General features: G+C 70.4%; 38 protein-coding genes. 10 read left to right on the top strand and 28 right to left on the bottom strand.

The window, feature by feature from the left end:
• Nucleotides 1–23: 23 nt before the first annotated feature.
• From rpsH to AB0P07_RS01455, 20 genes are all read right to left on the bottom strand, one after another.
• On the bottom strand, nt 24–422 hold the full coding sequence (gene rpsH, locus AB0P07_RS01550) for a 30S ribosomal protein S8 (protein ID WP_026248232.1): 399 nt from the start codon (nt 420–422) through the stop codon (nt 24–26).
• 211 nt (nt 423–633) lie between these two features.
• Nucleotides 634–819: a type Z 30S ribosomal protein S14 gene (locus AB0P07_RS01545; RefSeq protein ID WP_003948630.1), complete on the bottom strand. Its 186-nt coding sequence runs from the start codon at nt 817–819 to the stop codon at nt 634–636.
• Between the two features lie 5 nt (nt 820–824).
• Nucleotides 825–1,382 carry a 50S ribosomal protein L5 gene (rplE, locus tag AB0P07_RS01540; RefSeq protein WP_003974255.1) on the bottom strand — a complete coding sequence of 186 codons (558 nt, stop codon included), beginning with the start codon at nt 1,380–1,382 and terminating at the stop codon, nt 825–827.
• A complete protein-coding gene (gene rplX, locus AB0P07_RS01535; protein ID WP_003974256.1) occupies nt 1,382–1,705 on the bottom strand; it encodes a 50S ribosomal protein L24 in 324 nt (107 codons plus the stop codon). Before rplX ends, rplE begins: the two co-directional genes overlap by 1 nt.
• 2 nt (nt 1,706–1,707) lie before the next feature.
• On the bottom strand, nt 1,708–2,076 hold the full coding sequence (gene rplN / locus AB0P07_RS01530; protein WP_003974257.1) for a 50S ribosomal protein L14: 369 nt from the start codon (nt 2,074–2,076) through the stop codon (nt 1,708–1,710).
• A gap of 107 nt (nt 2,077–2,183) precedes the next feature.
• Nucleotides 2,184–2,471: a 30S ribosomal protein S17 gene (gene rpsQ, locus AB0P07_RS01525; protein WP_003974258.1), complete on the bottom strand. Its 288-nt coding sequence runs from the start codon at nt 2,469–2,471 to the stop codon at nt 2,184–2,186.
• Nucleotides 2,471–2,695 carry a 50S ribosomal protein L29 gene (rpmC, locus tag AB0P07_RS01520; RefSeq protein ID WP_003974259.1) on the bottom strand — a complete coding sequence of 75 codons (225 nt, stop codon included), beginning with the start codon at nt 2,693–2,695 and terminating at the stop codon, nt 2,471–2,473. Before rpmC ends, rpsQ begins: the two co-directional genes overlap by 1 nt.
• A complete protein-coding gene (rplP, locus tag AB0P07_RS01515; RefSeq protein WP_003974260.1) occupies nt 2,695–3,114 on the bottom strand; it encodes a 50S ribosomal protein L16 in 420 nt (139 codons plus the stop codon). Before rplP ends, rpmC begins: the two co-directional genes overlap by 1 nt.
• Nucleotides 3,115–3,119: 5 nt before the next feature.
• Nucleotides 3,120–3,950: a 30S ribosomal protein S3 gene (rpsC, locus tag AB0P07_RS01510; RefSeq protein ID WP_365543526.1), complete on the bottom strand. Its 831-nt coding sequence runs from the start codon at nt 3,948–3,950 to the stop codon at nt 3,120–3,122.
• The gene (gene rplV / locus AB0P07_RS01505) at nt 3,950–4,297 is read right to left on the bottom strand and encodes a 50S ribosomal protein L22 (protein ID WP_003974262.1); all 348 of its coding nucleotides are present in this window, start codon (nt 4,295–4,297) and stop codon (nt 3,950–3,952) included. The genes rpsC and rplV overlap by 1 nt, the downstream gene beginning before the upstream one ends.
• Nucleotides 4,298–4,339: 42 nt before the next feature.
• On the bottom strand, nt 4,340–4,621 hold the full coding sequence (rpsS, locus tag AB0P07_RS01500; RefSeq protein ID WP_003974263.1) for a 30S ribosomal protein S19: 282 nt from the start codon (nt 4,619–4,621) through the stop codon (nt 4,340–4,342).
• Nucleotides 4,622–4,633: 12 nt separating this feature from the next.
• A complete protein-coding gene (gene rplB, locus AB0P07_RS01495) occupies nt 4,634–5,470 on the bottom strand; it encodes a 50S ribosomal protein L2 (RefSeq protein WP_003974264.1) in 837 nt (278 codons plus the stop codon).
• Between the two features lie 40 nt (nt 5,471–5,510).
• Entirely contained in the window at nt 5,511–5,930 is a 420-nt protein-coding gene (gene rplW, locus AB0P07_RS01490; protein WP_007443985.1) for a 50S ribosomal protein L23, read from the bottom strand.
• Nucleotides 5,930–6,586: a 50S ribosomal protein L4 gene (rplD, locus tag AB0P07_RS01485; RefSeq protein WP_061443025.1), complete on the bottom strand. Its 657-nt coding sequence runs from the start codon at nt 6,584–6,586 to the stop codon at nt 5,930–5,932. The genes rplW and rplD overlap by 1 nt, the downstream gene beginning before the upstream one ends.
• A gap of 8 nt (nt 6,587–6,594) precedes the next feature.
• On the bottom strand, nt 6,595–7,239 hold the full coding sequence (rplC, locus tag AB0P07_RS01480) for a 50S ribosomal protein L3 (RefSeq protein ID WP_055605688.1): 645 nt from the start codon (nt 7,237–7,239) through the stop codon (nt 6,595–6,597).
• Between the two features lie 16 nt (nt 7,240–7,255).
• A complete protein-coding gene (gene rpsJ, locus AB0P07_RS01475; protein ID WP_003948644.1) occupies nt 7,256–7,564 on the bottom strand; it encodes a 30S ribosomal protein S10 in 309 nt (102 codons plus the stop codon).
• Nucleotides 7,565–8,190: 626 nt separating this feature from the next.
• The gene (locus AB0P07_RS01470) at nt 8,191–8,703 is read right to left on the bottom strand and encodes a hypothetical protein (protein WP_365543523.1); all 513 of its coding nucleotides are present in this window, start codon (nt 8,701–8,703) and stop codon (nt 8,191–8,193) included.
• The gene (locus AB0P07_RS01465; protein ID WP_365543520.1) at nt 8,661–9,356 is read right to left on the bottom strand and encodes a hypothetical protein; all 696 of its coding nucleotides are present in this window, start codon (nt 9,354–9,356) and stop codon (nt 8,661–8,663) included. The genes AB0P07_RS01470 and AB0P07_RS01465 overlap by 43 nt, the downstream gene beginning before the upstream one ends.
• Entirely contained in the window at nt 9,353–9,685 is a 333-nt protein-coding gene (locus AB0P07_RS01460; RefSeq protein ID WP_365543518.1) for a hypothetical protein, read from the bottom strand. Before AB0P07_RS01460 ends, AB0P07_RS01465 begins: the two co-directional genes overlap by 4 nt.
• A 16-nt stretch (nt 9,686–9,701) precedes the next feature.
• Nucleotides 9,702–10,349 carry a hypothetical protein gene (locus AB0P07_RS01455; protein WP_365543516.1) on the bottom strand — a complete coding sequence of 216 codons (648 nt, stop codon included), beginning with the start codon at nt 10,347–10,349 and terminating at the stop codon, nt 9,702–9,704.
• A gap of 486 nt (nt 10,350–10,835) precedes the next feature.
• Between AB0P07_RS01455 and AB0P07_RS01450 the strand changes: the two genes are divergently transcribed.
• Both AB0P07_RS01450 and AB0P07_RS01445 read left to right on the top strand, forming a co-directional pair.
• A complete protein-coding gene (locus AB0P07_RS01450) occupies nt 10,836–11,195 on the top strand; it encodes a MerR family transcriptional regulator (protein ID WP_365543513.1) in 360 nt (119 codons plus the stop codon).
• Between the two features lie 53 nt (nt 11,196–11,248).
• Nucleotides 11,249–11,608, top strand: coding sequence for a hypothetical protein (locus AB0P07_RS01445; protein WP_365543510.1), 360 nt, complete (start codon nt 11,249–11,251; stop codon nt 11,606–11,608).
• Between the two features lie 29 nt (nt 11,609–11,637).
• Here the strand turns inward: AB0P07_RS01445 and AB0P07_RS01440 are convergent, their stop codons facing one another.
• From AB0P07_RS01440 to AB0P07_RS01425, 4 genes are all read right to left on the bottom strand, one after another.
• Nucleotides 11,638–11,967 carry a cupin domain-containing protein gene (locus tag AB0P07_RS01440; RefSeq protein ID WP_365543507.1) on the bottom strand — a complete coding sequence of 110 codons (330 nt, stop codon included), beginning with the start codon at nt 11,965–11,967 and terminating at the stop codon, nt 11,638–11,640.
• An 84-nt stretch (nt 11,968–12,051) separates the two neighbouring features.
• On the bottom strand, nt 12,052–13,410 hold the full coding sequence (gene gdhA / locus AB0P07_RS01435; RefSeq protein ID WP_365543505.1) for an NADP-specific glutamate dehydrogenase: 1,359 nt from the start codon (nt 13,408–13,410) through the stop codon (nt 12,052–12,054).
• A 157-nt stretch (nt 13,411–13,567) separates the two neighbouring features.
• Complete coding sequence (locus AB0P07_RS01430; protein ID WP_115743711.1) at nt 13,568–13,777, bottom strand: 4-oxalocrotonate tautomerase family protein; 210 nt, start codon at nt 13,775–13,777, stop codon at nt 13,568–13,570.
• A gap of 1 nt (nt 13,778) precedes the next feature.
• Nucleotides 13,779–14,537 (bottom strand): SDR family oxidoreductase, encoded by a 759-nt coding sequence (locus AB0P07_RS01425; protein WP_365543501.1) that lies wholly within the window; start codon nt 14,535–14,537, stop codon nt 13,779–13,781.
• A 77-nt stretch (nt 14,538–14,614) separates the two neighbouring features.
• Here AB0P07_RS01425 and AB0P07_RS01420 point away from each other — a divergent pair, with 77 nt between their 5' ends.
• Nucleotides 14,615–15,529, top strand: coding sequence for a helix-turn-helix transcriptional regulator (locus AB0P07_RS01420; RefSeq protein ID WP_365543498.1), 915 nt, complete (start codon nt 14,615–14,617; stop codon nt 15,527–15,529).
• On the opposite strand, the gene AB0P07_RS01415 is transcribed toward AB0P07_RS01420, so the two are convergent.
• Both AB0P07_RS01415 and AB0P07_RS01410 read right to left on the bottom strand, forming a co-directional pair.
• Nucleotides 15,483–15,671 (bottom strand): DUF397 domain-containing protein, encoded by a 189-nt coding sequence (locus tag AB0P07_RS01415; protein ID WP_365543495.1) that lies wholly within the window; start codon nt 15,669–15,671, stop codon nt 15,483–15,485. The genes AB0P07_RS01420 and AB0P07_RS01415 overlap by 47 nt on opposite strands.
• Nucleotides 15,668–16,516, bottom strand: a complete 849-nt coding sequence (locus AB0P07_RS01410; RefSeq protein WP_134656334.1) for a helix-turn-helix transcriptional regulator — start codon at nt 16,514–16,516, stop codon at nt 15,668–15,670. Before AB0P07_RS01410 ends, AB0P07_RS01415 begins: the two co-directional genes overlap by 4 nt.
• A gap of 112 nt (nt 16,517–16,628) precedes the next feature.
• On the opposite strand from AB0P07_RS01410, the gene AB0P07_RS01405 reads away from it, so the two are divergent.
• The 3 genes from AB0P07_RS01405 (at nt 16,629) to AB0P07_RS01395 (ending at nt 19,098) form a co-directional block, all read left to right on the top strand.
• Nucleotides 16,629–17,063: an ATP-binding protein gene (locus tag AB0P07_RS01405; protein ID WP_365543492.1), complete on the top strand. Its 435-nt coding sequence runs from the start codon at nt 16,629–16,631 to the stop codon at nt 17,061–17,063.
• 254 nt (nt 17,064–17,317) lie between these two features.
• Nucleotides 17,318–18,196 carry a helix-turn-helix domain-containing protein gene (locus AB0P07_RS01400; RefSeq protein WP_365543489.1) on the top strand — a complete coding sequence of 293 codons (879 nt, stop codon included), beginning with the start codon at nt 17,318–17,320 and terminating at the stop codon, nt 18,194–18,196.
• 17 nt (nt 18,197–18,213) lie between these two features.
• Nucleotides 18,214–19,098 (top strand): hypothetical protein, encoded by an 885-nt coding sequence (locus tag AB0P07_RS01395; RefSeq protein ID WP_365543487.1) that lies wholly within the window; start codon nt 18,214–18,216, stop codon nt 19,096–19,098.
• A gap of 9 nt (nt 19,099–19,107) precedes the next feature.
• Here the strand turns inward: AB0P07_RS01395 and AB0P07_RS01390 are convergent, their stop codons facing one another.
• Nucleotides 19,108–19,509: a VOC family protein gene (locus AB0P07_RS01390; RefSeq protein ID WP_365543483.1), complete on the bottom strand. Its 402-nt coding sequence runs from the start codon at nt 19,507–19,509 to the stop codon at nt 19,108–19,110.
• Nucleotides 19,510–19,583: 74 nt separating this feature from the next.
• On the opposite strand from AB0P07_RS01390, the gene AB0P07_RS01385 reads away from it, so the two are divergent.
• From AB0P07_RS01385 to AB0P07_RS01370, 4 genes are all read left to right on the top strand, one after another.
• Nucleotides 19,584–20,588 (top strand): WYL domain-containing protein, encoded by a 1,005-nt coding sequence (locus AB0P07_RS01385; protein ID WP_365543480.1) that lies wholly within the window; start codon nt 19,584–19,586, stop codon nt 20,586–20,588.
• A 4-nt stretch (nt 20,589–20,592) separates the two neighbouring features.
• Entirely contained in the window at nt 20,593–22,341 is a 1,749-nt protein-coding gene (locus AB0P07_RS01380) for an NlpC/P60 family protein (RefSeq protein WP_365543477.1), read from the top strand.
• Nucleotides 22,342–22,426: 85 nt separating this feature from the next.
• Nucleotides 22,427–23,374 (top strand): LysR family transcriptional regulator, encoded by a 948-nt coding sequence (locus AB0P07_RS01375; protein WP_365543474.1) that lies wholly within the window; start codon nt 22,427–22,429, stop codon nt 23,372–23,374.
• 117 nt (nt 23,375–23,491) lie between these two features.
• Nucleotides 23,492–24,868, top strand: a complete 1,377-nt coding sequence (locus AB0P07_RS01370; RefSeq protein WP_365543471.1) for an alpha-lytic protease prodomain-containing protein — start codon at nt 23,492–23,494, stop codon at nt 24,866–24,868.
• Nucleotides 24,869–25,001: 133 nt separating this feature from the next.
• On the opposite strand, the gene AB0P07_RS01365 is transcribed toward AB0P07_RS01370, so the two are convergent.
• Nucleotides 25,002–26,123 carry a hypothetical protein gene (locus AB0P07_RS01365; RefSeq protein ID WP_365543468.1) on the bottom strand — a complete coding sequence of 374 codons (1,122 nt, stop codon included), beginning with the start codon at nt 26,121–26,123 and terminating at the stop codon, nt 25,002–25,004.
• Between the last annotated feature and the right edge of the window lie 96 nt (nt 26,124–26,219).

Genomic DNA, 26,219 nt, shown 5'->3' with positions numbered 1-26,219 from the left:
GCTGTTTCCTCCGTTCCCTTCCGTTACCAGACGTAGGCGAGGACTTCTCCGCCTACGCCCTTCTTGCCGGCCTGCTTGTCGGTGAGGAGCCCGTGGGACGTGGAGATGATCGCCACGCCGAGGCCGCCCAGCACCTTGGGCAGGTTGGTGGACTTCGCGTACACCCGGAGACCGGGCTTGGAGATCCGCTTGATGCCCGCGATGGAGCGCTCACGGTTCGGGCCGAACTTCAGCTCGAGAACGAGGTTCTTGCCGACCTCGGCGTCCTCGGTCTTCCAGCCCGTGATGAAGCCCTCCTGCTGGAGGATCTCCGCGATGTGAGACTTGATCTTGGACGCCGGCATCGTCACGGAGTCGTGGTACGCCGAGTTCGCGTTCCGCAGACGCGTAAGCATGTCTGCGATCGGATCAGTCATGGTCATGAATTGGCCTTCGGCCTCTCTCGCCGGGGTTTCCTGGTGCGCCATCCCTCTCCCCGATCCGAGACGGGACGGGTGCGGCGCGGTGGACCTACGGCGTAGTAAGTCGTACGGGCGCGACAGACGCCCAACCCCGCAAGCCTACGGCATGCGGAGGTGGGCCTCTGCCGACCCAGATGCTTACCGAGAGTCTGAATAACCCGGGATTACCGGATTACCAGGAGCTCTTGGTCACGCCCGGCAGCTCGCCACGGTGAGCCATCTCACGAAGGCACACGCGGCACAGGCCGAACTTGCGGTAGACGGAGTGCGGACGGCCGCAGCGCTGGCAGCGCGTGTAGCCGCGGACACCGAACTTGGGCTTGCGAGCAGCCTTGGCAATCAGAGCCTTCTTCGCCATCTCGCTCACGCCTCCTTGAAGGGGAAGCCGAGGTGACGGAGGAGCGCGCGGCCCTCAGCGTCGTTGGTCGCCGTGGTCACCACGGTGATGTCCATACCCCGGGTGCGGTCGATCTTGTCCTGGTCGATCTCGTGGAACATGACCTGCTCCGTGAGACCGAAGGTGTAGTTGCCACGGCCGTCGAACTGCTTGGGGGACAGACCGCGGAAGTCGCGGATGCGCGGCAGCGCGAGCGACAGGGTGCGGTCCAGGAACTCCCACATGCGGTCGCCACGGAGCGTGACGTGGGCACCGATCGGCTGACCCTCACGCAGCTTGAACTGCGCGATGGACTTGCGGGCCTTGGTGACGGCCGGCTTCTGACCGGTGATGGTGGTCAGGTCGCGGATCGCGCCCTCGATCAGCTTCGAGTCACGGGCGGCGTCGCCGACACCCATGTTGACCACGATCTTCACGAGGCCGGGGATCTGCATGACGTTCTCGTAGGAGAACTCCTCACGCAGCTTGCCCGCGATCTCCTCGCGGTACTTCGTCTTGAGACGCGGAGTGGTGGTGGTAGCCATCAGATGTCCTCACCCGTCCGCTTGGCAACGCGAACCTTGTTGCCCTCGTCGTCGAAGCGGTAACCGACGCGCGTGACGACCTTGTTGCCGTCCTTCTCCACGACCAGCTGGACGTTGGAGACGTGGATCGGGGCCTCGGTGGTCACGATGCCGCCGGCCTGCGAACCGCGAGCGGTCGGACCGGCCTTGGTGTGCTTCTTGACCCGGTTGACACCCTCGACCAGGACGCGGTCCTCACGGGGGAAGGCCGCGATGACCTTGCCCTGCTTGCCCTTGTCCTTACCGGTGATGACCTGGACCAGGTCGCCCTTCTTGATCTTCATGCTCACAGCACCTCCGGCGCGAGGGAGATGATCTTCATGAACTTCTTCTCGCGCAGCTCACGGCCCACCGGGCCGAAGATACGGGTGCCGCGAGGGTCGCCGTCGTTCTTCAGAATGACGGCGGCGTTCTCGTCGAAGCGGATGTACGAGCCGTCGGGACGGCGGCGCTCCTTGACGGTGCGAACGATGACCGCCTTGACGACGTCACCCTTCTTCACGTTGCCACCGGGGATCGCGTCCTTGACGGTGGCGACGATGACGTCACCGATACCCGCGTAGCGGCGGCCCGAGCCACCGAGCACACGGATGGTCAGGATTTCCTTCGCACCCGTGTTGTCGGCGACACGCAGCCGCGACTCCTGCTGGATCACGTCTATCTCCTGAATGTCTGCCGGTTCCCCGGGAGTCGGTCACCTTGGTGAACGACTCCCGGAGCCTGGCGGAACTGTCCTGTGGGGAATGCCCCGCAGGAGATTTCTTACTTGGCCTTCTCGAGGACCTCGACGACGCGCCAGCGCTTCGTCGCGGACAGCGGCCGGGTCTCCATGAGGAGGACACGGTCGCCGACGCCCGCGGCGTTCTGCTCGTCGTGAGCCTTGAGCTTCTCGGTACGGCGGATGACCTTGCCGTACAGGGCGTGGGTCACGCGGTCCTCGACGGCGACGACGACGGTCTTGTCCATCTTGTCGCTGACGACCAGACCCTGGCGGGTCTTGCGGAAGCCGCGCGCGGCCTTCGTCTCTTCAGTCACGTTGCTCTCGCTCATCAGGCGCTCTCCACCGTCTCGATGCCCAGCTCGCGCTCACGCATCAGGGTGTAGATCCGGGCGATGTCCTTACGGACGGCCTTGAGCCGACCGTGGTTCTCGAGCTGGCCCGTCGCCGCCTGGAAGCGGAGGTTGAACAGCTCTTCCTTGGCCTCGCGGAGCTTCGCCAGAAGCTCCTCGTTGCCCAGCTCGCGCAGCTCGGACGCCTTGGTACCGGCCGACATCACGCTTCACCTGCCTCGCGCTTGACGATCCGGCACTTCATCGGCAGCTTGTGGGCCGCACGAGTCAGCGCCTCACGGGCGATCTTCTCGTTGGGGTAGGACAGCTCGAACATGACCCGACCCGGGTGCACGTTCGCGATCCACCACTCCGGAGAACCCTTACCGGAACCCATGCGGGTCTCGGCCGGCTTCTTCGTGAGCGGGCGGTCCGGGTAGATGTTGATCCAGACCTTGCCGCCACGCTTGATGTGGCGGGTCATCGCGATACGGGCCGCCTCGATCTGGCGGTTGGTCACGTACGCCGGCGTGAGGGCCTGGATGCCGTACTCGCCGAACGCAACCTGCGTACCGCCCTTGGCCATACCACGGCGCTTCGGGTGGTGCTGCTTGCGGTGCTTGACCCTACGGGGGATCAGCATGACGGTCAGGCCTCCGTTCCGGTGCTCTCAGCCGGAGCGGCAGCGGCGGGCGCGTCGGCCTTGGGAGCCTCGGCGGCCGGAGCCTGCTGCTGCTGCGGCTTGCGCCCACGACGCTCGCCACCGCGGCCACCGCGGGCCGGGCGGTCGCTGCCGCCACGGGCCGGACGGTTGCCGGCGCGGGCGGCGGCGTTCTCGGCGCGGACCTCGGCGATGTTCTTGACGTCGCCCTTGTAGATCCAGACCTTCACACCGATGCGGCCGAAGGTCGTCTTGGCCTCGAAGAAGCCGTAGTCCACGTTCGCGCGGAGCGTGTGCAGGGGCACACGGCCCTCGCGGTAGAACTCCGAGCGGGACATCTCGGCGCCGCCGAGGCGGCCACCGCACTGGATCTTGATGCCCTTGGCGCCGGCCTTCATCGTGCCCTGCATGCTCTTGCGCATGGCGCGACGGAAGGAGACGCGGGAGGAGAGCTGCTCGGCGACGGCCTGGGCGACCAGCTGGGCATCCGTCTCGGGGTTCTTGACCTCGAGGATGTTCAGCTGGACCTGCTTGCCGGTGAGCTTCTCGAGCCGACCGCGGATCTTGTCGGCCTCCGCACCGCGGCGGCCGATGACGATGCCCGGACGAGCCGTGTGGATGTCCACGCGGACGCGGTCACGGGTGCGCTCGATCTCGACCTTGGAGATGCCGGCGCGCTCCATGCCGGACGTCAGCATCCGACGGATGGCGACGTCTTCCTTGACGTAGTCCTTGTACAGCTTGTCGGCGTACCAACGCGACTTGAAGTCGGTCGTGACACCGAGCCGGAACCCGTGCGGGTTTACCTTCTGGCCCATTACCGGGTTCCTTCCTTGCTGCTGACGACCACGGTGATGTGGCTGGTCCGCTTGCGGATCCGGTAGGCGCGGCCCTGGGCACGCGGACGGAACCGCTTCAGGGTCGGGCCCTCGTCGACGTACGCCTCGGAAATGAAGAGGCTGTCGGCGTCGGTGTGGTCGTAGTTGTGCGCGGCGTTGGCGATGGCGCTGTCCAGCACCTTGCCGACCGGCACGCTCGCGGCCTGCGGGGCGAAACGCAGGACCGCCTGAGCCTCCGTGGCATCCATGCCACGGATGAGGTCCACCACGCGGCGGGCCTTCATGGGCGTGACGCGGATGTACCGCGCCTGGGCCCTGGCTTCCATGGTTGTCCCTTCAGTGTTTGTCATGGTCATTCCACCCCGCTGTTAGCGGCGCTTCGACTTCCGGTCGTCCTTGACGTGACCCCGGAAGGTGCGCGTCGGCGAGAACTCGCCGAGCTTGTGGCCGACCATGGACTCGGTGACAAACACCGGGATGTGGGTCTTGCCGTTGTGCACCGCGATCGTGTGGCCGAGCATCGCCGGGACGATCATCGAGCGACGGGACCAGGTCTTGATGACGTTCTTGGTACCGGCTTCGTTCTGCGTGTCCACCTTCTTGATCAGGTGGTCGTCGACGAAGGGTCCCTTCTTCAAGCTACGAGGCATCTCAACCCGTCCTTAGCGCTTCTTGTTCGTCTTGCGGCGGCGGACGATGTACTTGTTCGACGCCTTCTTGGGCGAACGAGTACGGCCTTCCTTCTTGCCCCACGGGGACACGGGGTGACGACCACCGGAGGTCCGGCCCTCACCACCACCGTGCGGGTGGTCCACCGGGTTCATGACCACACCACGGACGGTCGGGCGAACGCCCAGCCACCGCTTGCGGCCCGCCTTGCCCCAGTTGATGTTGGACTGCTCGGCGTTGCCGACCTCGCCGACCGTGGCGCGGCAGCGCTGGTCGACCAGGCGGATCTCTCCGGACGGCATACGAAGGTGGGCCATCGTGCCCTCCTTCGCGAGCAGCTGCACGGAGGCACCGGCGGAGCGGGCGAACTTGGCGCCGCCACCGGGACGGAGCTCGATCGCGTGGATCGTGGTACCGACCGGGATGTTGCGGAGCGCCAGGTTGTTGCCCGGCTTGATGTCGGCCCCGGGACCGTTCTCGACGCGGTCGCCCTGCTGCAGGTTGCGCGGGGCGAGGATGTAGCGCTTCTCGCCGTCGGCGTAGTGCAGCAGCGCGATGCGCGCGGTGCGGTTGGGGTCGTACTCGATGTGCGCGACCTTCGCCGGCACGCCGTCCTTGTCGTGCCGACGGAAGTCGATGACGCGGTAGGCGCGCTTGTGTCCGCCACCCTGGTGGCGAACGGTCACACGACCGGCGTTGTTACGGCCGCCCTTGCTGTGCAGCGGGCGGACCAGCGACTTCTCCGGCGTGGACCGCGTGACCTCGACGAAGTCGGCGACGGAGGAGCCACGGCGGCCCGGCGTCGTCGGCTTGTACTTGCGGATTCCCATTTCTCAGTCCTCGTCCGATTCCGGACGATCCGGACCTCCGTCAGGAGGTCGGACCGCCGAAGATGTCGATACGGTCGCCCTCGGCGAGGGTCACGATCGCGCGCTTGCTGTCGGCACGCTTGCCGAAGCCCGTGCGGGTCCGCTTCCGCTTGCCCTGGCGGTTGATCGTGTTGACCCCGGTGACCTTGACCGAGAAGACCGCCTGGACGGCCTCCTTGATCTGGGTCTTGTTGGAGCCCGGCGCGACGATGAACGTGTACTTGTTCTCGTCGAGGAGCGCGTAGCTCTTCTCGGACACGACCGGCTTCAGCAGCACGTCACGGGGGTCCGTGAACGCCTTGCTGGCCGGGGTGACGACGGTGTTCTTGCCCTCGGCCTCGTGGCGGCGCGCCTTGGCGACGCGCGCGGCCTTGGCGGCCTTGGCCGCCTTGGAGGCGATACTCGGGTGACGCGTAGCCATCAGGCCTCGCTCCCTTCGGTGTCATTGGCCTTCGGGCCGGACACGAAGGACTCGAAGGCGGCCTGGGTGAAGACCACGTCGTCCGAGACGAGAACGTCGTACGTGTTCAGCTGGCCCGGCTCCAGGATGTGGATCTGGGGCAGGTTGCGGGCGGACAGCCACGCGGCCTCGTCGCTGCGGTCGGCGACCAGGAGCAGGTTCTTGCGCTCCGAGATCTTGCCGAACAGCGTCCGGGCGGCCTTCGTGGACGGGGTCTCGCCCTCGATGACGCCGGAGACGACGTGGATGCGGTTGTGGCGGGCCCGGTCGGTGAGGGCGTGGCGCAGGGCCGCGGCCTTCATCTTCTTCGGGGTCCGCTGCGAGTAGTCACGCGGCACGGGACCGTGGACGACGCCACCGCCGGCGAACTGCGGCGCACGGGTCGAACCCTGACGGGCGCGGCCGGTGCCCTTCTGGCGGTACGGCTTCTTGCCGCCACCACGGACCTCGCCGCGGGTCTTGGTCTTGTGCGTGCCCTGACGGGCAGCGGCCAGCTGCGCGACGACGACCTGGTGGATCAGCGGAATGCTGACCTTCTCCACGCCGAAGATGCCCTCGGGCAGCTCGACGCTTCCGGTCTTCTCGCCGGCCGGCGAAAGGATGTCAACAGTGCTCATCGGTTACCTCAGGCCCCCTTGGCCGCGGTGCGGACCAGGACGAGGCCGCCGTTCGGACCGGGAACCGCGCCCTTGATGAGCAGCAGGCCCTTCTCCGCGTCAACGGCGTGGACGGTCAGGTTCTGGGTGGTGACCCGCTCGTTGCCCATGCGGCCGGCCATGCGGAGGCCCTTGAACACGCGGCCCGGGGTGGCGCAGCCACCGATGGAACCGGGCGAGCGGTGCTTGCGCTGGGTGCCGTGTCCGGCGCCGAGGCCCTTGAAGTTGTGACGCTTCATGACACCGGCGAAGCCCTTGCCCTTGCTCTTGCCGGTCACGTCGACCTTGATGCCGGCCTCGAAGACCTCGGCGGTGACTTCCTGACCGAGGGTGTACTCGGCGGCGTCGGCCGTACGGATCTCGACGAGGTGGCGGCGGGGGGTGACGTCGGCCTTGGCGAAGTGGCCCTTGAGGGGCTTGTTCACCTTGCGCGGGTCGATCTCGCCGAACGCGATCTGGACGGACTCGTAGCCGTCGACGTCGTTCGTGCGGACCTGGGTGACGACGTTGGGGCCGGCCTTGACGACGGTGACCGGAACAACGCGGTTGCTCTCGTCCCACACCTGCGTCATGCCGAGCTTCTCGCCCAGGATGCCCTTGATCTGCTTCGTCATCTTCAGATCACCGGCCTCAGAGCTTGATCTCGATGTCGACACCGGCCGGGAGGTCGAGTCGCATCAGAGAGTCAACGGTCTTGGGAGTCGGGTCGAGGATGTCGATCAGGCGCTTGTGCGTGCGCATCTCGAAGTGCTCGCGCGAGTCCTTGTACTTGTGCGGCGACTTGATGACGCAGTACACGTTCTTCTCAGTGGGCAGCGGCACCGGGCCCGCGACCGACGCACCAGTGCGGGTCACCGTCTCGACGATCTTCTTCGCCGAGGAGTCGATGACCTCGTGGTCGTAGGCCTTGAGCCGGATGCGGATCTTCTGTCCCGCCATGGCTACTCAGTAGTCCTGTCTCTCGTAACGCTCTGGACCCGGTGGTCCTTGTCCATTCCGCTCCCCCTCCGACCCACGCGGTCGGGCGTGTCGCACTCTCGCTGACATGGATGTCCCTTTTCGGGACTTCCCTGCGATGGGGAGTGCGGGCCCTTCCGGAACCGCGGACCGGGGGCGAGAGGCCCACCGGGTGCCTGGCCGGAACCCCGCTGACGCTTCCCGGAAGATTCCCGTACGTCCGCCCCTACACCTCTCGATGTAATACGTGGGACGACGAGTACTGTGGGACTCGCTTCCGGTCCCCCCGGCGGGAGGCGCGCAGCATCGGCACTCGACCGAGCAACCCCGCTAGTCTGCCATACGGGGCGCGGGGCTGGCCAATCGGGCCGGAGAGAATACCCCGGGGGTGACGGAGATCAAACCCGGGCGCCGCGTCCGGACGGTCGCCCCGTCAGGACACGGCGAGCAGCTGATCCAGAATCTCGTCGTATGCCCGGAATCCGGCCTTCCCTTCCTCCGGTGCGTCGGACTCGGGCCGCAGGATGCCCGGCAGGGCGCCTGAGGGGCCGAGGACTACGAAGGGTTCCGTCGTGGCGTTGCGGTGTGGGTGAGTGGCTGACGCGGCGTCATCGTCCGCGCACAGTCTTCCAAACGTCGATCACCGCGTAACAGGAGCTCAGCCGCCATGCGTCCAGCTTGTCCCCCACTGTTGAGACGACGCTCCAGCATTTCAGCCATGCCGGCAGGCGCCGGAACGGTACGAAGGTCAGGGTGTCGGCGATGGCGTTCACCGCGATGCTCCTGCGGCCCGGTCCCGCTGGCCGCAGCGCGGCGTACAGCTCCGGCGTCAACGCGCCGTTGAGGCGGGCCGCCGTTCCTGCCGCCGTGAAGGCGAACCCTCTCTGGGCAACGTCCGCGAGCCCCATCGCCCTGACGATGCGGGGCGACGCCTCCTCCAACGGGCAGTTGAAGGCCAGGCCGATCGCCGCCGTGCCGAGGCTTCTCTCCCCGCGATCGAACGCGGCGTCCCATTCCTTTGGGTCGTTCAGGGCCAGCAGGCCTTCGCCGGTTTCCCAGTCCCAGTGTGTCGCCATGGTCAGTCGGCCCACGGCATGCGCAGCGGCCTGCGCCTCCACCACTCGCCGAGTTCGTCTTCCGGCCTCTGCGTCGTGGGACGTACCCAGGGGCGGAGCGAACGCTCCGGGTCCGGGAGGGTGGCGGCACGGAAGCGTGCGTCCAGCCGAGCAAGGAGTTGCCCCAGCGGGCCTTCGTCGGCCTTGTCGGGCAATGCACGCATCACCCGGTCCAGAGCGTCCCTGGAGTCGAGGTCGTTGCCGTAGGCGCTGATGGGGTAGAAATCGTCACTGCCCCAGCCCGGCTCCATACGGCGGACCACACGCTCCCAGGAGGCGAACCGGTCCGCCACCGAGTACACCGGCACCGTCATCTTCTCCCCGACGTGCGGCGCGACTCGCGACCTCTCCACCCCCAGCCGATCCGTATCGCACCGGCCGATCGCTTCCAGAACGGACGGAGGCAGCGCGTTCCACACGGTCCTGCTCTCCGGAGCGGCCCAGAACACGTCATGGGTCTGTCGGCCCGGGCCCCGCCGCGTTGCCAACGTGCTTCCTCCCAGCGCTGCCGACAAGGTCTGCGACACCAGGGCCCGCTCGTCCGTATCGTGATCCCAGGCGATCAGTTGCTCGATCCGGCCCAGAGTGTGTAATTCCGCGGGCCTGCGCGACAGCGCTGATGGGAACTTCTCGATGAACTCGCCCCACGCCGGAGTCACTGCGGCAGCGTCCAGAAGCGCGAGTCCCGGGCCGGGGCCGGATGGACCGGCAGGCGGGAGAAGTCGATGTGGGCGTCGGCGTCCGGGTCGCCGGTCGGGGGGAGCAGGTGGTCGCCGCGGCCGTAGTAGGCGGACAGGGCCCAGAACTCCGGTGCCTCGTGGCACATGAGGTCCGGGTACGGGGCGATCTCCAGGTCCGCGTACCGGCGGTTGATCCTCGCCACCGCCTCGGGGCGGGAGATGCCGCAGCGGTCCACGAGGACGTCCGCCATCTCGCGGAAGTACGCCAGCATTCCCTCGTCCAGGTCGAGGACGAACTCCGCGGTCACCGCTCCCCCGCTCCCCTCAGCCCACGAACCGGAACGTCGACGTGATCGCGTCGAAGATGTCGAAGAAGGAGTCCGCGAGGTCGAGGACCTGGCTGCTGCCCGCCACCAGGGCGACCTTGCCCTCCTGGCCGGGGACCGGGATGTAGGTCTGCATGAGGACCGCGCGGACCGTGCGGTTCAGGGCGTCGTCCGGGACCGGGATGTCCTCGACGCCCTGGGTGCGGGCGGCGGGGCCGACGCCGGGGATGTCGACCGTGGTGACCTTGCGCCAGGAGTCGCCGGGCTTCCTGGCCTCCTTGACGGCCAACTGGCCGGCGACGGCGGCCGGGTCGGTGGGAAGGGGGTCGCCGGAGGACGTGCGGCCGCCGACCAGGGAGACGGTGACGGAGCCCGTGATCGGGGTGTCGCCGCCGAAGCTCTCCGCCATGCAACCGCAGTACAGCGCACCCGACTTCCACGCGTCGGACGCCGCCTTCTGGAGGAAGGTGACGTACGCGGACCGGGAGGGCTTCAGTTCCGGGTGCCGGCGTATTCGGTCGTCGACCATGCGGCGGATCGAGTCGTCCCGGGACTCCGGGCGTACGTCGAACTCCCACCAGGACTCCGGCACCTTGATACGGAAACCGCCCCGCTCGACGGTCAGTGCCTCCGTGTAACGGGCCATGTCGTGCCCGGCCTCCCCGCGCGTCGCTCGATCGGCTGAAGCGTCATCGTCCCACTGATCGGTGGCCCGGCGGCCGGTGGTGTCCGGTGCGGGAGGCGCGGCGGGCGCCGCACGCTCCCCCCGGTACAGAAAGTCACTCACCTGCTTGGCGGAAAATCTGTAGCGGCTGATGTAGACATGCGGCTGCGGCTGTGGTTAGTCTTATGCCGTAGCCAAGAAAGTCCGTAGGGCGCGGCAGAGACGAACTGCCCGCATGCGAACAGAGAGAAGAAGGAGGAGGACGCCATCAGGATCGCCCGGGCGAGCAGGTGCTCACCGGGTACCGCAGACCCCGGAACGGAAGGTGGTCTCACGGTCACGCATCCGCGATCCCGCAACAGAAGGCCGGCCGTGCAGTAGGCCGGCAGATGGTGTTACAAATCCCTCGGGGCCTTGGTGCCGTACGGCACCAAGGCCCCTCGACGCGTTCCGCAAACAGAGGTGCAGATGACCGAAGACACACCGCTCGACCCGATCGACGACGACGACTACCCCGCGTACACCATGGGGCGGGCGGCCGAGATGCTGGGCACCACGCCCGCCTTCCTGCGCGCCCTGGGCGAGGCCCGGCTGATCACGCCCCTGCGCTCGGAGGGGGGACACCGTCGCTACTCCCGCTACCAGCTGCGCGTCGCCGCCCGCGCCCGCGAGATGGTCGACCAGGGAACGTCCATCGACGCGGCCTGCCGCATCATCATCCTGGAAGACCAGCTCGAAGAGGCTCAGCGCATCAACGAGGAGCTGCGCCGCGGTGGCGCCGGGGCATCCGGGGGCAAGCCGGGAAGTACCGCCCGCCCTGCCCGGTAGTGCCACCGGCCGGCCGTTCCGAGCGGACGGGCCTGCGGATAAAATCCGTACCCATGTCGAAGCCCGATGAGCTGCTCCTTGACATTGCTGCCCGTGTGGAGTCCGCACAGAGCAGTCGCATGTCCTTGACCGTGGTCACCCACGGTGCTGTCATCACCGGTCGTCTGGCCCCCGAGTCCGTGTGGCGGCAGAGGGTGTCGGAGGTACTGACCGGCTCCACCGACCTGGGCGCCTTCTCCGCCGTGTTCGACGCTCCGGCGGAGTCGGCGGCGGCGCCCACGCACCTGCACTTCCACGTCGCCCGGATCCTCCAGGGCACGATGGGGATCCCGGAGACGGGCGGGATGTACCGCGTGGCGATCGAGGACGTCAGCGCCTGGACCGTGGGCGACTTCAGCTACTCCGACCACTGAGGCATTGCCGCAGCTGATGGGCGATTCCCTCAGCGTTTCGCCACCGTCAGCAGCACAGCGGAGTCCTCCAGAGCCTCCAGACTGTGGCGGGCCGGGGGGATCAGGACGAGGTCGCCCGTGCGGCCGTCCCAGGAGTCGTCACCGCTGGTGAGTCGGACGCGGCCGCGCAGGATCTGGACGGTCGCCTCGCCGGGGTTCTCGTGTTCGGCGAGGGTGGTGCCGGCGGTCAGGGCGAGGAGGGTCTGGCGCAGGACCAGCTCGTGGCCGCCGTGGACCGTGGTGGCGCTGCGGCCGCTGGAGGAGGCCGCGGCCTGTTCGAGGTGTTCGCGGGCGAGGGCGTCGAGGGAGAGTTTCCGCATGGGCGCCAGTGTCGTCGGGTGCCCCGGACGGCCACCAGGGCCATACGGGGCACACCGCCACCCATGTCCTCGCGGACGCGTCCGTCAGATGACGCCCTGCGCCAGCATCGCGTCGGCCACCCGCTCGAAGCCCGCGATGTTCGCGCCGGTGACGTAGTCGCCCGGGGCGTCGTAGCGCTCGGCGGTTTCGTGGCAGGTGGTGTGGATGTTGGTCATGATCGCCGCCAGCTCCTCCTCCACGCGCCCAGCCGTCCACGCCGTACGGGCGTGGTTCTGTGCCATCTCCAGGGCGCTGACCGCGACGCCGCCCGCGTTGGCCGCCTTGCCGGGGCCGAAGGCGACGCCGGCCTTCTGGAGGAGGTGGACGGCCTCAGGGGTCGTCGGCATGTTCGCGCCCTCGGAGACCGCCTTCACGCCGTTGCGGATCAGGGCCTCGGCGTCGGCCTCGTTCAGCTCGTTCTGCGTGGCCGACGGGAGTGCCAGGTCGGCCGGGACCTCCCAGACGCGGCCGCCGGGGACGAAGCGGGCCGAGGCGCCCCGGCGCTCGGCGTACGCGTCGACGCGGCCGCGCTCGACCTCCTTGATCTGCTTGAGCAGGTCGAGGTCGATGCCCTTCTCGTCGACGACGTAGCCGGAGGAGTCCGAGCAGGTGATCGCGTTGGCGCCGAGGGCGGTCAGCTTCTCGATGGTGTAGATCGCCACGTTGCCGGAGCCCGAGACGACCGCGGTCTGGCCCTCCAGGTCCTCCCCGCGCTCGCGCAGCATCGCCGCCGCGAAGAGCACGTTGCCGTAGCCCGTCGCCTCCGGGCGGATCAGCGAGCCGCCCCAGCCCCGGCCCTTGCCGGTGAGGACGCCGGCCTCCCAGCGGTTGGTGATCCGGCGGTACTGGCCGAAGAGGTAGCCGATCTCGCGGCCGCCGACGCCGATGTCACCGGCCGGGACGTCGGTGTGCTCGCCGATGTGCCGGTACAGCTCCGTCATGAACGACTGGCAGAACCGCATGACCTCGGCGTCGCTGCGCCCGTGCGGGTCGAAGTCGCTGCCGCCCTTGCCGCCGCCGATGCCGAGGCCGGTCAGCGCGTTCTTGAAGATCTGCTCGAAGCCCAGGAACTTGACGACGCCCAGGTTGACGGAGGGGTGGAAGCGCAGGCCGCCCTTGTAGGGGCCGAGCGCGCTGTTGAACTCGACGCGGAAGCCGCGGTTGACGTGGACGCGCCCCTGGTCGTCCTGCCACGGCACCCGGAAGATCACCTGGCGCTCCGGCTCCACCAGCCGCTCGATCAGGCCCGGCTCGGCGTACTCGGGGCGGGCCGCGACGACCGGGGCGAGCGATTCCAGGACCTCGTGCGCCGCCTGGTGGAACTCCGGCTGGGCCGGGTTGCGGTGCTCGATCTCGGTGAGGAGGTGGTCGAGGGTGGTCTGCGTCTCGCTTCGCGTCGTCACAGGGGCCCTTTCCGGTACGGCGGGCACCGGTCGCGTGCAGCGACCGGTGGGAGGCGCTCGGCGCCATTGCCGCGCGCGGGACGCCTAAGTGTTACGCGCAGGTAAACGCCGTGGCCAGCACCCGATCACTGGATGAGACGAAGGCCTCCCGGCGACGTCACCCCTCCCCGTTCAGCATCGCGGCGGTGAGGACGTTGCCCGCGACGCCCCAGCCGCCGTCCGGGACCTCGTCGACCAGGACGACGGTGGTCGGGCGGGCGCGCTCCCCGTAGATCTCCGCGTAGAGGTCGGTGGTGCGTTCGACGATCTTCTTCTTGTCCTCGGCCGAGAGAGTGCCCGCGGGGACCTTGAAGTGTGCGAAAGGCATGTCAGATCATTCCTCCGTTGGCGCGCAGAATCTGGCCGTTGACCCAGTGCCCGGCGGGGCTGGACAGGAAGGCGACCACGGCGGCGATGTCCTCCGGGGTGCCCAGCCGCTCCAGCGGCGGCGTCTTCGCGAGCCGGTCGATCTGCTCGGGCGTCTTGCCGTCGAGGAACAGGTCGGTGGCCGTCGGTCCGGGTGCGACCGTGTTCACGGTGATGTCCCGGCCGCGCAGCTCGCGCGCCAGGATCATCGTCATGGCCTCCACGGCGCCCTTGCTGGCCGCGTAGGCGCCGTACATGGGGAACTGCGTGCCGACGACGGACGTCGAGAAGCCCACGAACGAGCCGCCGGTACGCAGCCGCCGTGCCGCCTGCTGGGCGACGACGAAGGTGCCCCGGATGTTGGTGCGGTGCACGGCGTCCAGTGCCGCGAGGTCCAGGTCGGCGATGGGCGAAAGGGTCATCCGGCCGGCCGAGTTCACGACGACGTCGACGCCGCCGTACTCCTCCTCCGCCCGGTCGAACAGGGCGACGACCTCCTTCTCCTCCGCCACGTCGGCCCGTACGGCGACGGCCCGTCCACCGGCCTCGGTGATCGCCGCCACCGTCTCGTCGGCGGCCGAGGCGTCCCTGGCGTAGTTCACGACGACGGCCAGGCCGTCCTCGGCGAGTTTCTGGGAGACCGCCCGGCCGATGCCGCGGGATCCGCCGGTGACGACGGCGACCCGTTCGGCGGGGGTCTGTTGATCGGTGTGCGTGGTCATGGCTCCACGATGCGCCCGGTCGGGCGGCGCAGCCAGGGGATGCCGTCCCCTGGGTCAGCGGCCCGGCCCGGCGCAGAATGGAGGGCATGAGCGCTGTGAAGTACGCCGAGCTGGGAGCTTTCCTGCGGTCGCGGCGGGAACGGATCCGCCCGGCCGACGTCGGGCTTCCGGCGGGGCCGCGCCGCCGGGTGCCGGGGCTGCGCCGCGAGGAGGTCGCGCACCTCGCGGGCGCGTCCGTGGACTACTACAACGAGCTGGAGCGCGGCGCCGGGTCCCAGCCGTCCGAGCAGATGCTGGCCGCGCTGGCGCGGGCGCTGCGGCTGTCCGGCGACGAGCGGGACTACCTGTACCGGATCGCCGACCGGCCGGTGCCCGTGCAGGGCGGGGCCGCGTCGCACGTCCATCCCGGCATGCTGGATCTGCTGGGGCGGCTGGACTCGACCCCGGCGCAGGTGATCACCGACCTGCACGTCACCCTCGTACAGAATCCGCTGGCGGTGGCGCTGCTCGGGGACCACTCCGGTTTCCGGGGGCCCCGCGCCAGTTTCGTGCACCGGTGGTTCACCGAGCCGGACGCGCGGCGCCTGTACCCGGAGGACGACCACGAGGAGAAGTCCCGCTCCTTCGTCGCCGACCTGCGGGCCGCCGCCGGGCGCCGGGACGCGGACGACGCGGAGGTCGGCTCGCTGATCCGCACGCTGCTCCGCGTCTCCCCCGAGTTCGCCGCGCTGTGGGCCGACCACGACGTGGCCTTCCGACGGCGGGAGGACCGCAAACGCCTCGTCCATCCCACGCTGGGCCTGATCGAGGTCAACTGCCTCCACCTCTTCAGCGAGGACGGGCGCCAGCGGCTCCTCTGGTTCACCCCGGCCGTCGGGACCGACAGCGCGGGACTGCTGGAGCTGCTGTCGGTGGTCGGCACGCAGGAGGTCGTCGAGCCGACGGTCAGCGCGACGCGTACGGCAGGAACGTCACCCAGGCGGCGGGGGTGAGCGTCAGGCGGGGGCCGTCGGCGGTCTTGGAGTCACGGACGTGGATCGCGGTGGGGGTCAACGCCAGTTCTACGCAGGAGTTGCCGTCATTGCCGCCGCTGTAGCTGCTCTTGAACCAGACCAGTTCGGCCTCGCGGATCATGTTTCTCCCAGCAGTTGCTCGATGAACGCCAGCGACTCCCCTGGTGAGAGCGCCTGAGCCCGGATCGTGCCATACCGCAACTCAAGGATGCGCAGGTGTTTGGGCTCGGTGACCGGCCGGTTGTTGAAAGCTCCGTCGGAGCGCCCCACCGCCGTGCCGTCCGGGAACTTCAGCAACTCGATCCTCCCGTCCAGGCCGGAGTGGGTATCACAGCCCGTCCGCATCACCTGAAGCACGACGTTGTGCAACCGCCCTAGCTCCAACAGGCGTTCGAGCTGCTCACGCCAGACCATTGTGCCGCCAATGGGGCGTCGCAGAGGGCCCTCTTCCAGGACGAAACTCAGCGCTGGAGCCGGCTCGCGCTCGAATACCGTCTGCCTGGCCAGTCGCGCGGCCACCATGCGTTCCACGTCGTCCGGCGAGTACGGCGGTTGAGCCGCCCCGATCACGGCACGCGCGTGGTCCCGTGTCTGCAACAGGCCGGGGACGATGTGGCACTCGTACAGCGCGATCTCGACGGCCTTCGCCTCCAACTTCCCCAGCTCCCGGACCTTCTTCGGGTACCGGACCTTCTTCACGTCCTCCCAGGCCGCCGAGATGAGCCCATCGGCGCCCAGCACCTCGTCGGCCCTGTCCAGATACTCCTGCCGGGGAATCCGCTTGCCGCCCTCGACCTTGTAGACGAGGTCCTCGCCGTACCCGACCGCGACGCCGAAGTCGCCGGCCCGCATGCCCGCCGCCTCGCGGCGGAGCTTCAACTGCCGTCCCACCGTGGTGATGACCGCAACGCCCCACTCGTCGTCGGGGTCGACCTCCCACCCCGACTCGTCCGTCTCGACCGCCATCCCCTGCCCCTTCCCCGACAGCTCCGACACCGCTGGACAAGCGCCGGACAGTCACCGTACGTACCCGTTGAGTCACTTCTCACGGTACGCACACACCGCCACGCTGAGTGACGTGAATCAGGAATCCACCACCGAACTCACCGCGCCCGTCCGCAATTTCAGCGTGCAGCTGTCGCCCACCCCACGCGGCGCCCGCCTCGCCCGCCTGCTCGCGACCGAGCAGCTGCGTGCCTGGGGCCTGCCCCTGGACCCGGCACGCCTGCTCGTCGCCGAGCTGGCCAACAACGCGGCGGACCACGGACGCGTCCCCGGTCGCGATTTCCGGCTCACCCTGTACGTCATCGGCGACATCCTCCGCATCGAGGTCACCGACACGCGGGGCCAGGAACTCCCCGCCCCGCAAGAGCCGTCCTCCGACGCCGAATCCGGCCGGGGTCTGCTGCTGGTCGAGGCGTTGTCGCACCGCTGGGGAGTGACCGAGGGGCGCTTCCCCCGCAAGACCGTCTGGGCCGAACTGCGCTGTACGCCACCGAAACCCGCGTTCTGAGGTTCCGGTGCCGTCGGTGCCCTACCAAGACAAGAAACCGGGGGAAATGACCCCTACCAAGCCCCACCCCTCCCGCCCGAGGCACGTCGTCACTCGGGTGGGTGAACATCACCGGCTGAGCTGGATTTCCGGGTCCCCAACTCCCCTACTCTCAGCGCAAGCAAGCACAACCGAAAAGACATCGGCCCCCGCTGGGACTGGCATCCCGGTGCGAGGGCCTACCACCCAGGAAGCAAGGAATCAGAACCTTCCCGATGGATGTCCAGAACCCTAGCGCGCCCCCGCACGCCCAGTCAGCCCCCGCCGACAATCCAACGCGTACGCGTCGCCACGGCGGCGGCATCACCCATGACAACACCCGCCACACCACCCGCTTCGTGGTGATCGGCAACCACCTGGTCCAGCACAAGGAGCTGTCGCTCCTCGCGATCGGCCTCGGCTGCCACCTCCAGTCGCTGCCCACCGGCGCGGGCGCCGACATCAAGTCGCTCGCCGCCCGCTTCCCCGAGGGCCCCACCCGCATCGCCGCCGCCCTGCGCGAGCTGGAGGCCCACGGCTACCTGCGCCGCGAACGCCACCGCACGGAGACCGGCCGGATCGTCACCCGCACGGTCTCCTGCAACCAGCCGCACGCGGACCGACGCCGCGAACCGGCAGACACGGGCTGCCCGCCCGCGAAGCGCACGCCCCCGCCCCCGCCCCCGCGCCGTACGGGACACAAGGCGCTGCCCGCCGTACCGCAGCCGGTCAGCACCGCCCCCGCGCTCCTCCAGACAGCCCTCGACCTCCTGGCCGACCTGCGACGACGCGATGCCCGGCTGCTGCTCTCCGCCACCGACACGGCCCACCTGGTGCCGGGCGTCGCCGCCTGGCTGGAACGGGACGTCGCTCTCGGCGCCGTACGTCACGCACTGACCGACGGCCTCCCCGACGAGCCCCTGCGTCGCCCGGCCGCCCTCCTCGCCCACCGTCTCGCCGACCGGCTGCCACCGCCGCCCCCGTTCCGCACACGGTCGGCCGCCGTACCGCCGCCGCGCCACCCGCTCCAGAACTGCGAGGGCTGCGACCGGGGTTTCCGGGCGTCCTCCCCAGAGAGCCGCTGCCGCGACTGCCGCGCAGCCTCCCACCCGTAACCGAACCAAGGACTTCCATGGTCAGCTCGTCCCACGAGGCGATGCACCGCATCTTCCAGCACGATCCGGGATTGTTCAGCCGCGTCACGCACTTCCTGGGAATCGACCTTCCCAGGCCCATCGGGGCGACGGCGTTGCCGACCGACCTCACCGAGGCCAGCCCCGTCGAACGCCGTGTGGACACACTGCTGCGCTTCGAGACCGCAGAGCGGGGACCGTTCCTCCTCGCGGTGGAGGCGCAGGGAAAGAAGGACCCGGACAAACCCGCGAGCTGGGCGTACTACGTCTCGTATCTGTGGACGAAGTACCGGCTGCCCACAGCCCTCCTGGTGGTCTGCCAGGACCACGCCACGGCGAAATGGGCGCAGCGGGCGGCGACCAGCGGACCGCCCGAATTGCCCACCCTCACTCTGCGGCCCGCGGTCGCCGGCCCCCACAACATGCCGGTGATCACCGATCCGGACGAGGCCCGCGCCGACCTCGTCCTGGCCAGCCTGGCGGCCATCACACACGCCGCGGAACCGGTCGTGAATGCGATACTGAAGGCCCTGTCCACCGCGTTGAGTGACGCGCCCGAAGACATTGCCGCCCCCATCGTCGAATTCACCGCACATGGGCTGGGCAATCGCCCGGCCAGGCACCTCTGGAGGAATCTGGTGGCCGTGGACCTCTCCTTCTACAAGTCGTACATCTCCGAAGAGATCCGCGACGAAGGCCGCGAACAGGGCCGCGCCCAGCAGGGCGCCCAGGATGTGCTGCTGGTCCTGGAACAGCGTGGACTCGACGTCTCCGACGAGGTCCGTACGCGCATCACGGAGTGCGGCGACCCCGAGGTTCTCCGTCACTGGCTCGCACGGGCCGTCACCGCCTTCTCGGCCGAGGCCGTCTTCGAGAGCGAGTAGCCCTCCCCCTCACGCCACCGTAGAAACACAGAACGGGTGCCCCGCCGGGTCCAGCAGGACCCGCCAGCGGTCCGGTGACGGCTGGAAGTCGGGCTTCGTCGCGCCCAGGGCCAGCAGGCGGGCCTCTCCTTCGTCCAGGTCGTCGGCCGCGATGTCGATGTGGGCCTGCTTCTCCTGGTCGGTGCCGGGCCAGGTCGGCGGGCGGTAGTCGGCGAGGCGGTGGAAGCCGAGGCCGGCGGCGCCGTCCTTGCCGCCGAGGAAGTAGAAGTCGTCCGTGTTGAAGGCGACGGTGAGGCCGAGGGCCTCGCCCCAGAAGCGGGCCATCTCGGCGGGGTCGGAGCAGTCGAAGGTGACGGCCGAGTAGCGGAAGGCCGGGGCGGAAGGGGCGGGGGTGTTCTCCGTTGTCGTCATGGAAGGAACCGTAGGACGTGACCAGGACAGGCTCGGTCCTGGTCACTCGTCATTCGGTGGCAGACTTCACCACCGTGCTCAGTACTTCCGCCCGGCTGCTGCGACTGGTCTCCCTGCTCGCCGTCCGTCCCGCATGGACCTGCGGTGAGCTGGCCGAGCGGATGGAGGTCACGGACCGGACCGTGCGGCGGGACGTGGCGCGGCTGCGGGAGCTGGGGTACACCGTCGACTCCGACCCCGGTCCGTGGGGCGGGTACCGGCTGCGGCCGGGGACGCGTACGCCGCCGTTGATCCTGGACGACGAGGAGGCCCTCGCCGTGGCCGTCGGGCTGCGGGAGGCCGCGCTGAGCGGGGCGCTCGGCGGGGACCAGGCCGCGCTGTCGGCGCTGCTGAAGCTGCGGCAGGTGCTGCCCCGGCGGGTCGCGGAGCGGCTCGGGGACATGGACGACGCGTTCGTGCAGACGCCGAGGGCGGCCGGGGAACCGCAGGTCGCGGCCGGGACGCTGCTGGAGCTGGCGGCCGCGTGCCGGCGGGGCGAGCGGGCCCGGATGGCGTACCGGGACTGGGAGGGGCGGGCCAGTGTGCGGGACGTCGACCCGTACCGGCTCGTGCACACCGGGCGGCGCTGGTATTTCGTGGCGCGGGACGTCGCGCGGGGCGAGTGGCGGACCTTCCGGGCCGACCGGGTCGAGCGGCTGCAGCCGACCGGGCGGGCCGTCGAGTTCACCGAGCCGCTGCCCGATCCGGCGCTCCTCGTGTCCCGGGCGAGCGCGACCGGGCCGTACGCGGTGCTGGCCACCGTCCGCCTGCCGGTGCCCATGGAGCAGGCGCTGCGGTCCATTCCCGCCACCGTCGGGCTGCACCGGGCCGACGGGCCGGACGCCACGGTCGTCGAGATCGGCGGGTCGAGCGCGGAGGGGCTGGCCCGGTATCTGGTCAGCCTCGCCACGCCGTTGCGCGTCCTGGCGCCGGACGCCGTACGCCGGGCCCTGCTGCACCGCGTCCACGAACTCCTCGAAGAGAACGTGGAGGAGAGGGACCGACCGGTCCCGGACACCCCGGCCCGGAGGCGATCATGACGGCATGACCCACACCTCACGGCGCGGCGTGCTCGCCGCCTTCGCGGCCTCGGCCGCCACGGTTCCGTTCGGCGGCGCGGCCGCCGCCTCCCCCGCACGCGCCACCGCAACGGCCGCCGCGTCCGCCGCTCCGGCCGGTCTGACCGCGGCCCGTTCCTCCGTGACACTGCCGCCGTTGAACCCCGCGTACTTCAGCGGCCTCGCCCTGGAGTCCGCGCTCACCGTCACCGTGCTGCCGGGCACTCCGGTCCGCACCGAGGTCACCTCCGGCGGCAGACGCGTGGCGCTGCTGACGCACGGTGCCCGCAGTGTGCTGCTGCCCGGGCCGGAACGGACGTTCACCGAGAACAAGAAGCCCTTCGTCGACGACTTCGCGCGCACCCTGCCCGACACCTCGCTGCCCGTCGGCGACCGCGCGTACTGGGGCACCTCCCCGGGCGGGGGGAGCTGGTCCACCCTCGGGCCGGTGGAGAGCGACTACGCGGTGGTCCCGGGCGCCGGGATCATCACCCTCACCACCGACTACGCCAGTCGCCACGCCAGCCTCCGGGACGGCGAGGTCACCGACGTGGACGTGCGGTCCGTCGCGCGGTTCGACAAGGTGCCGGAGGGCGACGCCTGCTCGTACGCCCTCTCCTTCGGCTACCAGAACACCCACAACAACTACCGGGCCCGGCTGTCCTTCACCACCTCCGGCTCGGTCCAGCTCCGGGTGGAGAAGGAGGTCGACGACACGGTCACGCAACTGGCCCCGGCCGTGGCCCTCGCCGACGGCGTGCCCGCAGGCACCGACTGGACGATACGGGTCCGCCGGGAGGGCACCCGGGTCCGCGCCAAGGCGTGGCCCTCGGCGGGCACCGAGCCGTCCGCGTGGTCCTTCGACGTCACCGACGACACCTTCGGCAAGGGCCGCGTGGGCCTGCGCGTACTCGCCAACCGCGGCTGCACCAACCTGCCGGTCACCCTGCGCGTCGGCCGGTTCCAGGTGGACGCCGCGAACTGGGCGGAGCCGCCGGCCGTCACCCACTCGGACTGGGTGCGGGTCCTGCCCGAGCCCTTCGACGGGGTCTGGACACCGCAGCTGGAGCAGGTGGTCCGGGGCTGGTCCGGCTCTCCGGCACCCGACGTCCTGGCGCATGCCGCGATGTTCCTCGCCGGGGCGTCCCCCGTGGTCGCCGGTTCCGGCCCGGCCGAGGGGCGGCAGGTCATGGGCGAGGCGGGGTACGGCTACCTGGACCCGCAGGGCTACCGCTACGAGGGCGCCGACTTCCACGAGTACATGGGCACCGGCTGGACCTTCCCGGACGGCGCCCACACCGGCCCCTCCAGCAGACAGACCGGCAACCTCGACTGCTCCGGCTACACCCGCATGGTCTACGGCTACCACATGGGCGTGCCGCTGGCCGCGGGCGAGGACACCTCCGGCACCCGCCTGCCGCGCAAGTCCCGGGACATGGCCGACCACTCCCCCGGCGTGCGGATCGCGCGGACCGACGGCACGCTGCCGCCCCCGGCCGAGCAGCTTCAGCCCGGCGACCTCGTGCTGTTCAACGCCGACTCGGGCGACGACAACGCGGTGGCGACGACCGACCACGTCGGCATCTACCTGGGCGCGGACACCGCCGGCCGGCGCCGCTTCCTGTCCAGCCGCAAGACGGTCAACGGGCCGACCATGTCGGACCTGGGCGGCAACTCGCTGCTCGACGGCACCGGAACGTACGCGCGGACCCTGCACACGGTGCACCGGATCTGAGCCGGCCGGGCGCCGGGGAGAGCCGGCCCCCACTGGTCTGTACCAGCCTCTTGCCCTCTGCCCCGAGACGTCGCAAGCTCCCCTCATGGAGCTGGAGTTGCGGCATCTCAAGACGGTCCGGGCCATCGCCGACGCCGGCAGCCTCACCAGGGCGGCGACGGCTCTCGGTCTCGCGCAGCCCGCGTTGAGCGCGCAGCTCAAGCGGATCGAACGAGCCCTGGGCGGAGCGCTGTTCGTGCGCGGCCGGCACGGCGTGCGGGCCACCGCGCTGGGCGAGCTGGTACTGGAGCGGAGCCGGATCGTGCTCCCGGCGGTGACCGAGCTGCAGCAGGAGGCGGCCCGGTTCGCCCGGGCGCCGCGTACCACGGAGCGGCTGCGGATCGGCGGCACCCACGGTCCCTTACTGGGCGCCCTCCTCGACCGGCTGGCCGATGTGGCGCCGGACGCCCGGATGACCACCTGCACCTCCTGGTCCGAGCGCGAGTTGGCCGGGCAGCTCGCCGAGGGGCGGCTGGACTTCGCGCTGGCCGGGACCTGCGGCACCGCACCGCCACCCGCCGGGGAGGGGCTGGTGTGGCGGGAGGTCGCCGTCGACCCGGTGTTCGTCATGATGACCGACGGCCACCCGCTGGCCCACCGCACGGAAGTGGACCTGACCGCGCTGGCCGACGAGGAGTGGGCCTGCGTACCCGGCGACGGCTGCTTCGGCGACTGCTTCACCGCGTCCTGCGCCCGGGCCGGCTTCACCCCGCGCCGCATGTACGAGACGGACACCGCGTCCCTGGTGCACCTGGTGCAGGTGGGGCGGGCGGTCGGGCTGTGCCGGGCGACCTTCCCGACCACGCCCGGCATCGTGACCCGGCCCCTGGCCGACACCCCGCTGACCTGGCGGCACCTGCTCGGCTGGCACGCGGCGACGCAGCGGCGGGACACCGCCGCCGCCGTGCTCTCGCAGGCGCGCATGGCGCACGCGAGCGTGGCGGCGAACAGCGACAGCTACACGGAGTGGATGTCGGCACACCGGGTTCCGTGAGGCGGCGTGCGCCGGCGTTCCATAACGCCGGGGAGAGGGACGACTGAGCTCTTATGGCGGCCGGTCGCCCCTCCCTACGGTTTCGGCACCTCCCCACCGAGACCGAGGAGATCCCCCATGCCCCACCGACACCGACACCACAGAGCCGTGGGTGCCGCCGTAGCCGCGACCGCGGCCCTGCTCGTGGCCGGGCTCAGCGGCTCCGCGAGCGCCGGGACGGCACCCGCCGACGCGGCCCCCACCGCGGCCGAGACGCTGCGCACCGACGCCGCGCCGCCCGCTCTGGTCAAGGCCATGCAGCGGGACCTCGGCCTCGACCGCCGGCAGGCCGAGCGCCGCCTGGCCAACGAGGCCGAGGCGGGGGCCACCGCGGCCCGGCTGCGCGCCTCGCTCGGCGGCGACTTCGCGGGGGCGTGGGTGGCCGGTGCCGAGTCCGGCACCCTGACCGTCGCGACGACCGACGCGGGCGACGTCTCCGCGATCGAGGCCCGGGGCGCCGAGGCGAAGGTCGTACGGCACTCGCTCGCCGACCTGGACGCGGCCAAGGCCCGCCTGGACAAGGCGGCGGCGAAGCACGACACCGCCGACGCGCCCGTCTGGTACGTCGACACACGCACCAACACCGTCGTCGTGGAGGCGATACGCCCGGCGGCGGCGCGTTCGCTGCTGGCGGCGGCCGGTGTGGACCGTTCCCTGGCCCGCGTCGAGAGCCGCACCGAGCGGCCGCGCACCTTCTACGACCTGCGCGGCGGCGAGGCGTACTACATCAACAACAGCAGCCGCTGCTCGATCGGCTTCCCGATCACCAAGGGCACCCAGCAGGGCTTCGCCACCGCGGGCCACTGCGGCCGGGCGGGAGCCAGTACGACGGGCGCCAACCGGGTGGCCCAGGGCACCTTCCAGGGCTCGATCTTCCCCGGCCGCGACATGGCGTGGGTGGCCACCAACTCCAGCTGGACGGCGACCCCGTACGTCCTGGGCGCCGGTGGGCAGAACGTCCGGGTCACCGGTTCCACGGCCGCCCCGGTCGGCGCGTCCGTGTGCCGGTCCGGCTCGACGACCGGCTGGCACTGCGGCACCGTCACGCAGCTGAACACCAGCGTCACCTACCAGGAAGGCACCATCTCGCCGGTCACCAAGACCACGGTGTGCGCGGAGCCCGGCGACTCCGGCGGCTCCTACATCTCCGGCAGCCAGGCGCAGGGCGTCACCTCGGGCGGCTCCGGCGACTGCCGCAGTGGCGGCGAGACCTTCTTCCAGCCGATCAACGCGCTGCTCCAGAACTACGGGCTCACGCTCAAGACCACCGGCGGCGACGGCGGCGGCGGTGACGACGGCGGCGAGGAGCCCGGCGGCACCTGGGCGGCCGGCACCGTCTACCAGCCGGGCGACACCGTGACGTACGGCGGCGCCACCTACCGCTGCCTGCAGGGCCACCAGGCCCAGCCGGGCTGGGAGCCGTCGAACGTTCCCGCGCTGTGGCAGCGGGTGTGACGTGACCGGTGCGACGGTTGTGACGGCGTGAAGCCCCTCTGACCCCCACAGGGGGACAACGGGGGACGGGTCCGGGCGTGCGTGAGGGAGAGCGCCCGGGCCCGGTCGCGTCGTCGTACGGGGGTCGCGAGGGTCAGGTGCGGGTGACCGTGCCGCACTCCTCGCCCTGCGTGTCCCTCAGCTCCCCGCTGCGGTCGTACGGGTCGACGGAGGGCCCGGCCGCCCGCTCCCGGTCCTCGGGGAAGACGGGGTGCAGGTAGCCGTCGTACACCGCGCAGGCGGTGTTGAACGTGTTGACCTTGTACTCGTGGATCGCGAGCTTGCCCGGCGTGGCGTACCAGCGGTCGGGGTCCAGCAGCAGCGTCGTGATCTCCCGGCGCACGATGGTGCGCTCGACGTGGTCGCCGCCGTCGGCCCTCACCAGCGGATACACGAAGGTGTAGTCGGCGTGCACCTTGATCTCGCCCGACTTGCCCCCGCCCAGCGACATGCGGCCGCGCACCTTGACCACGTCGCCCGCGAGCCGCACCTCGTTCGGGTCGAACCGGCTGAACAGCCCGACGGGGTCGTTTTCGCGCGACGGCTCGCGCAGCCCCCGCCGCCGGTCCGGCAGCAGGTCCTTCTGCGCCTCGGGGTCGAGCAGGTCCAGCGCCTCGTCGGGCCGTCCACCCGCGATCACGTCCGGATCGAGGTTCGCGGCGACCAGGAACTCCTTGGTGCGCCGCAGGGCCAGCTCCGCGTCGGCCCTGCTCATCCCGGCCACCGCCTTGGCCTCCGGCAGCTCGATGGCGTCGGCGCCCTCGGCCCAGCGCAGGGCGGGCGAGCCGCGGAACGGCTCGTCGCGCGTGGCCTGTTCCGACCCGCCGGTGTCCCCGGGGGCACCGCTCGGCCGCGCCGTCTCGGCGGGCTGCGGCGCCGGCGCCGCAGCGGCGGCGCCCGCCTCCCCGCCGGGGAAGCGGTCCGTGACCAGGGAGGGCCGCAGAGCGATCACCGCGACCGCCGCCAGCGCCACCACGCCGACGACCGCGCCCCACCGGCGCCGGGGCTTCGGGGCGGGTTGCGGACCGCGCCAGGGCGTGGGCTCCTCCTGCTCGCGCAGCCGGGCCGCCACCATCCGCGCCCGCGCCGACGGCTCCTTGGGCGCGGGGGCCCCACCGCCTTCGGCGGCCTCCCGCAGGAACGACTCCAACTCCTCGTCGGAGAGGGAGGGGGCCGGTTCGTCGTCGGAACGGTCGGGAGGCGGGACGGAACTCACGGGCTCGCTTTCCTGGTGACGCGGTGCGACGCGATCAAGGGCTTGTGGTGCTCCATCGTGCCGCCGCGTGGAGAGGAAGTGCCGTTCCGTGCGGGA

It is taken from the genome of Streptomyces sp. NPDC085944, from assembly GCF_040686295.1.
GTDB classification, from domain to species: domain Bacteria; phylum Actinomycetota; class Actinomycetes; order Streptomycetales; family Streptomycetaceae; genus Streptomyces; species Streptomyces salinarius.
Note: the sequence above shows the minus strand (reverse complement) of the source record. Positions and strands in the feature narration are given on the sequence as shown.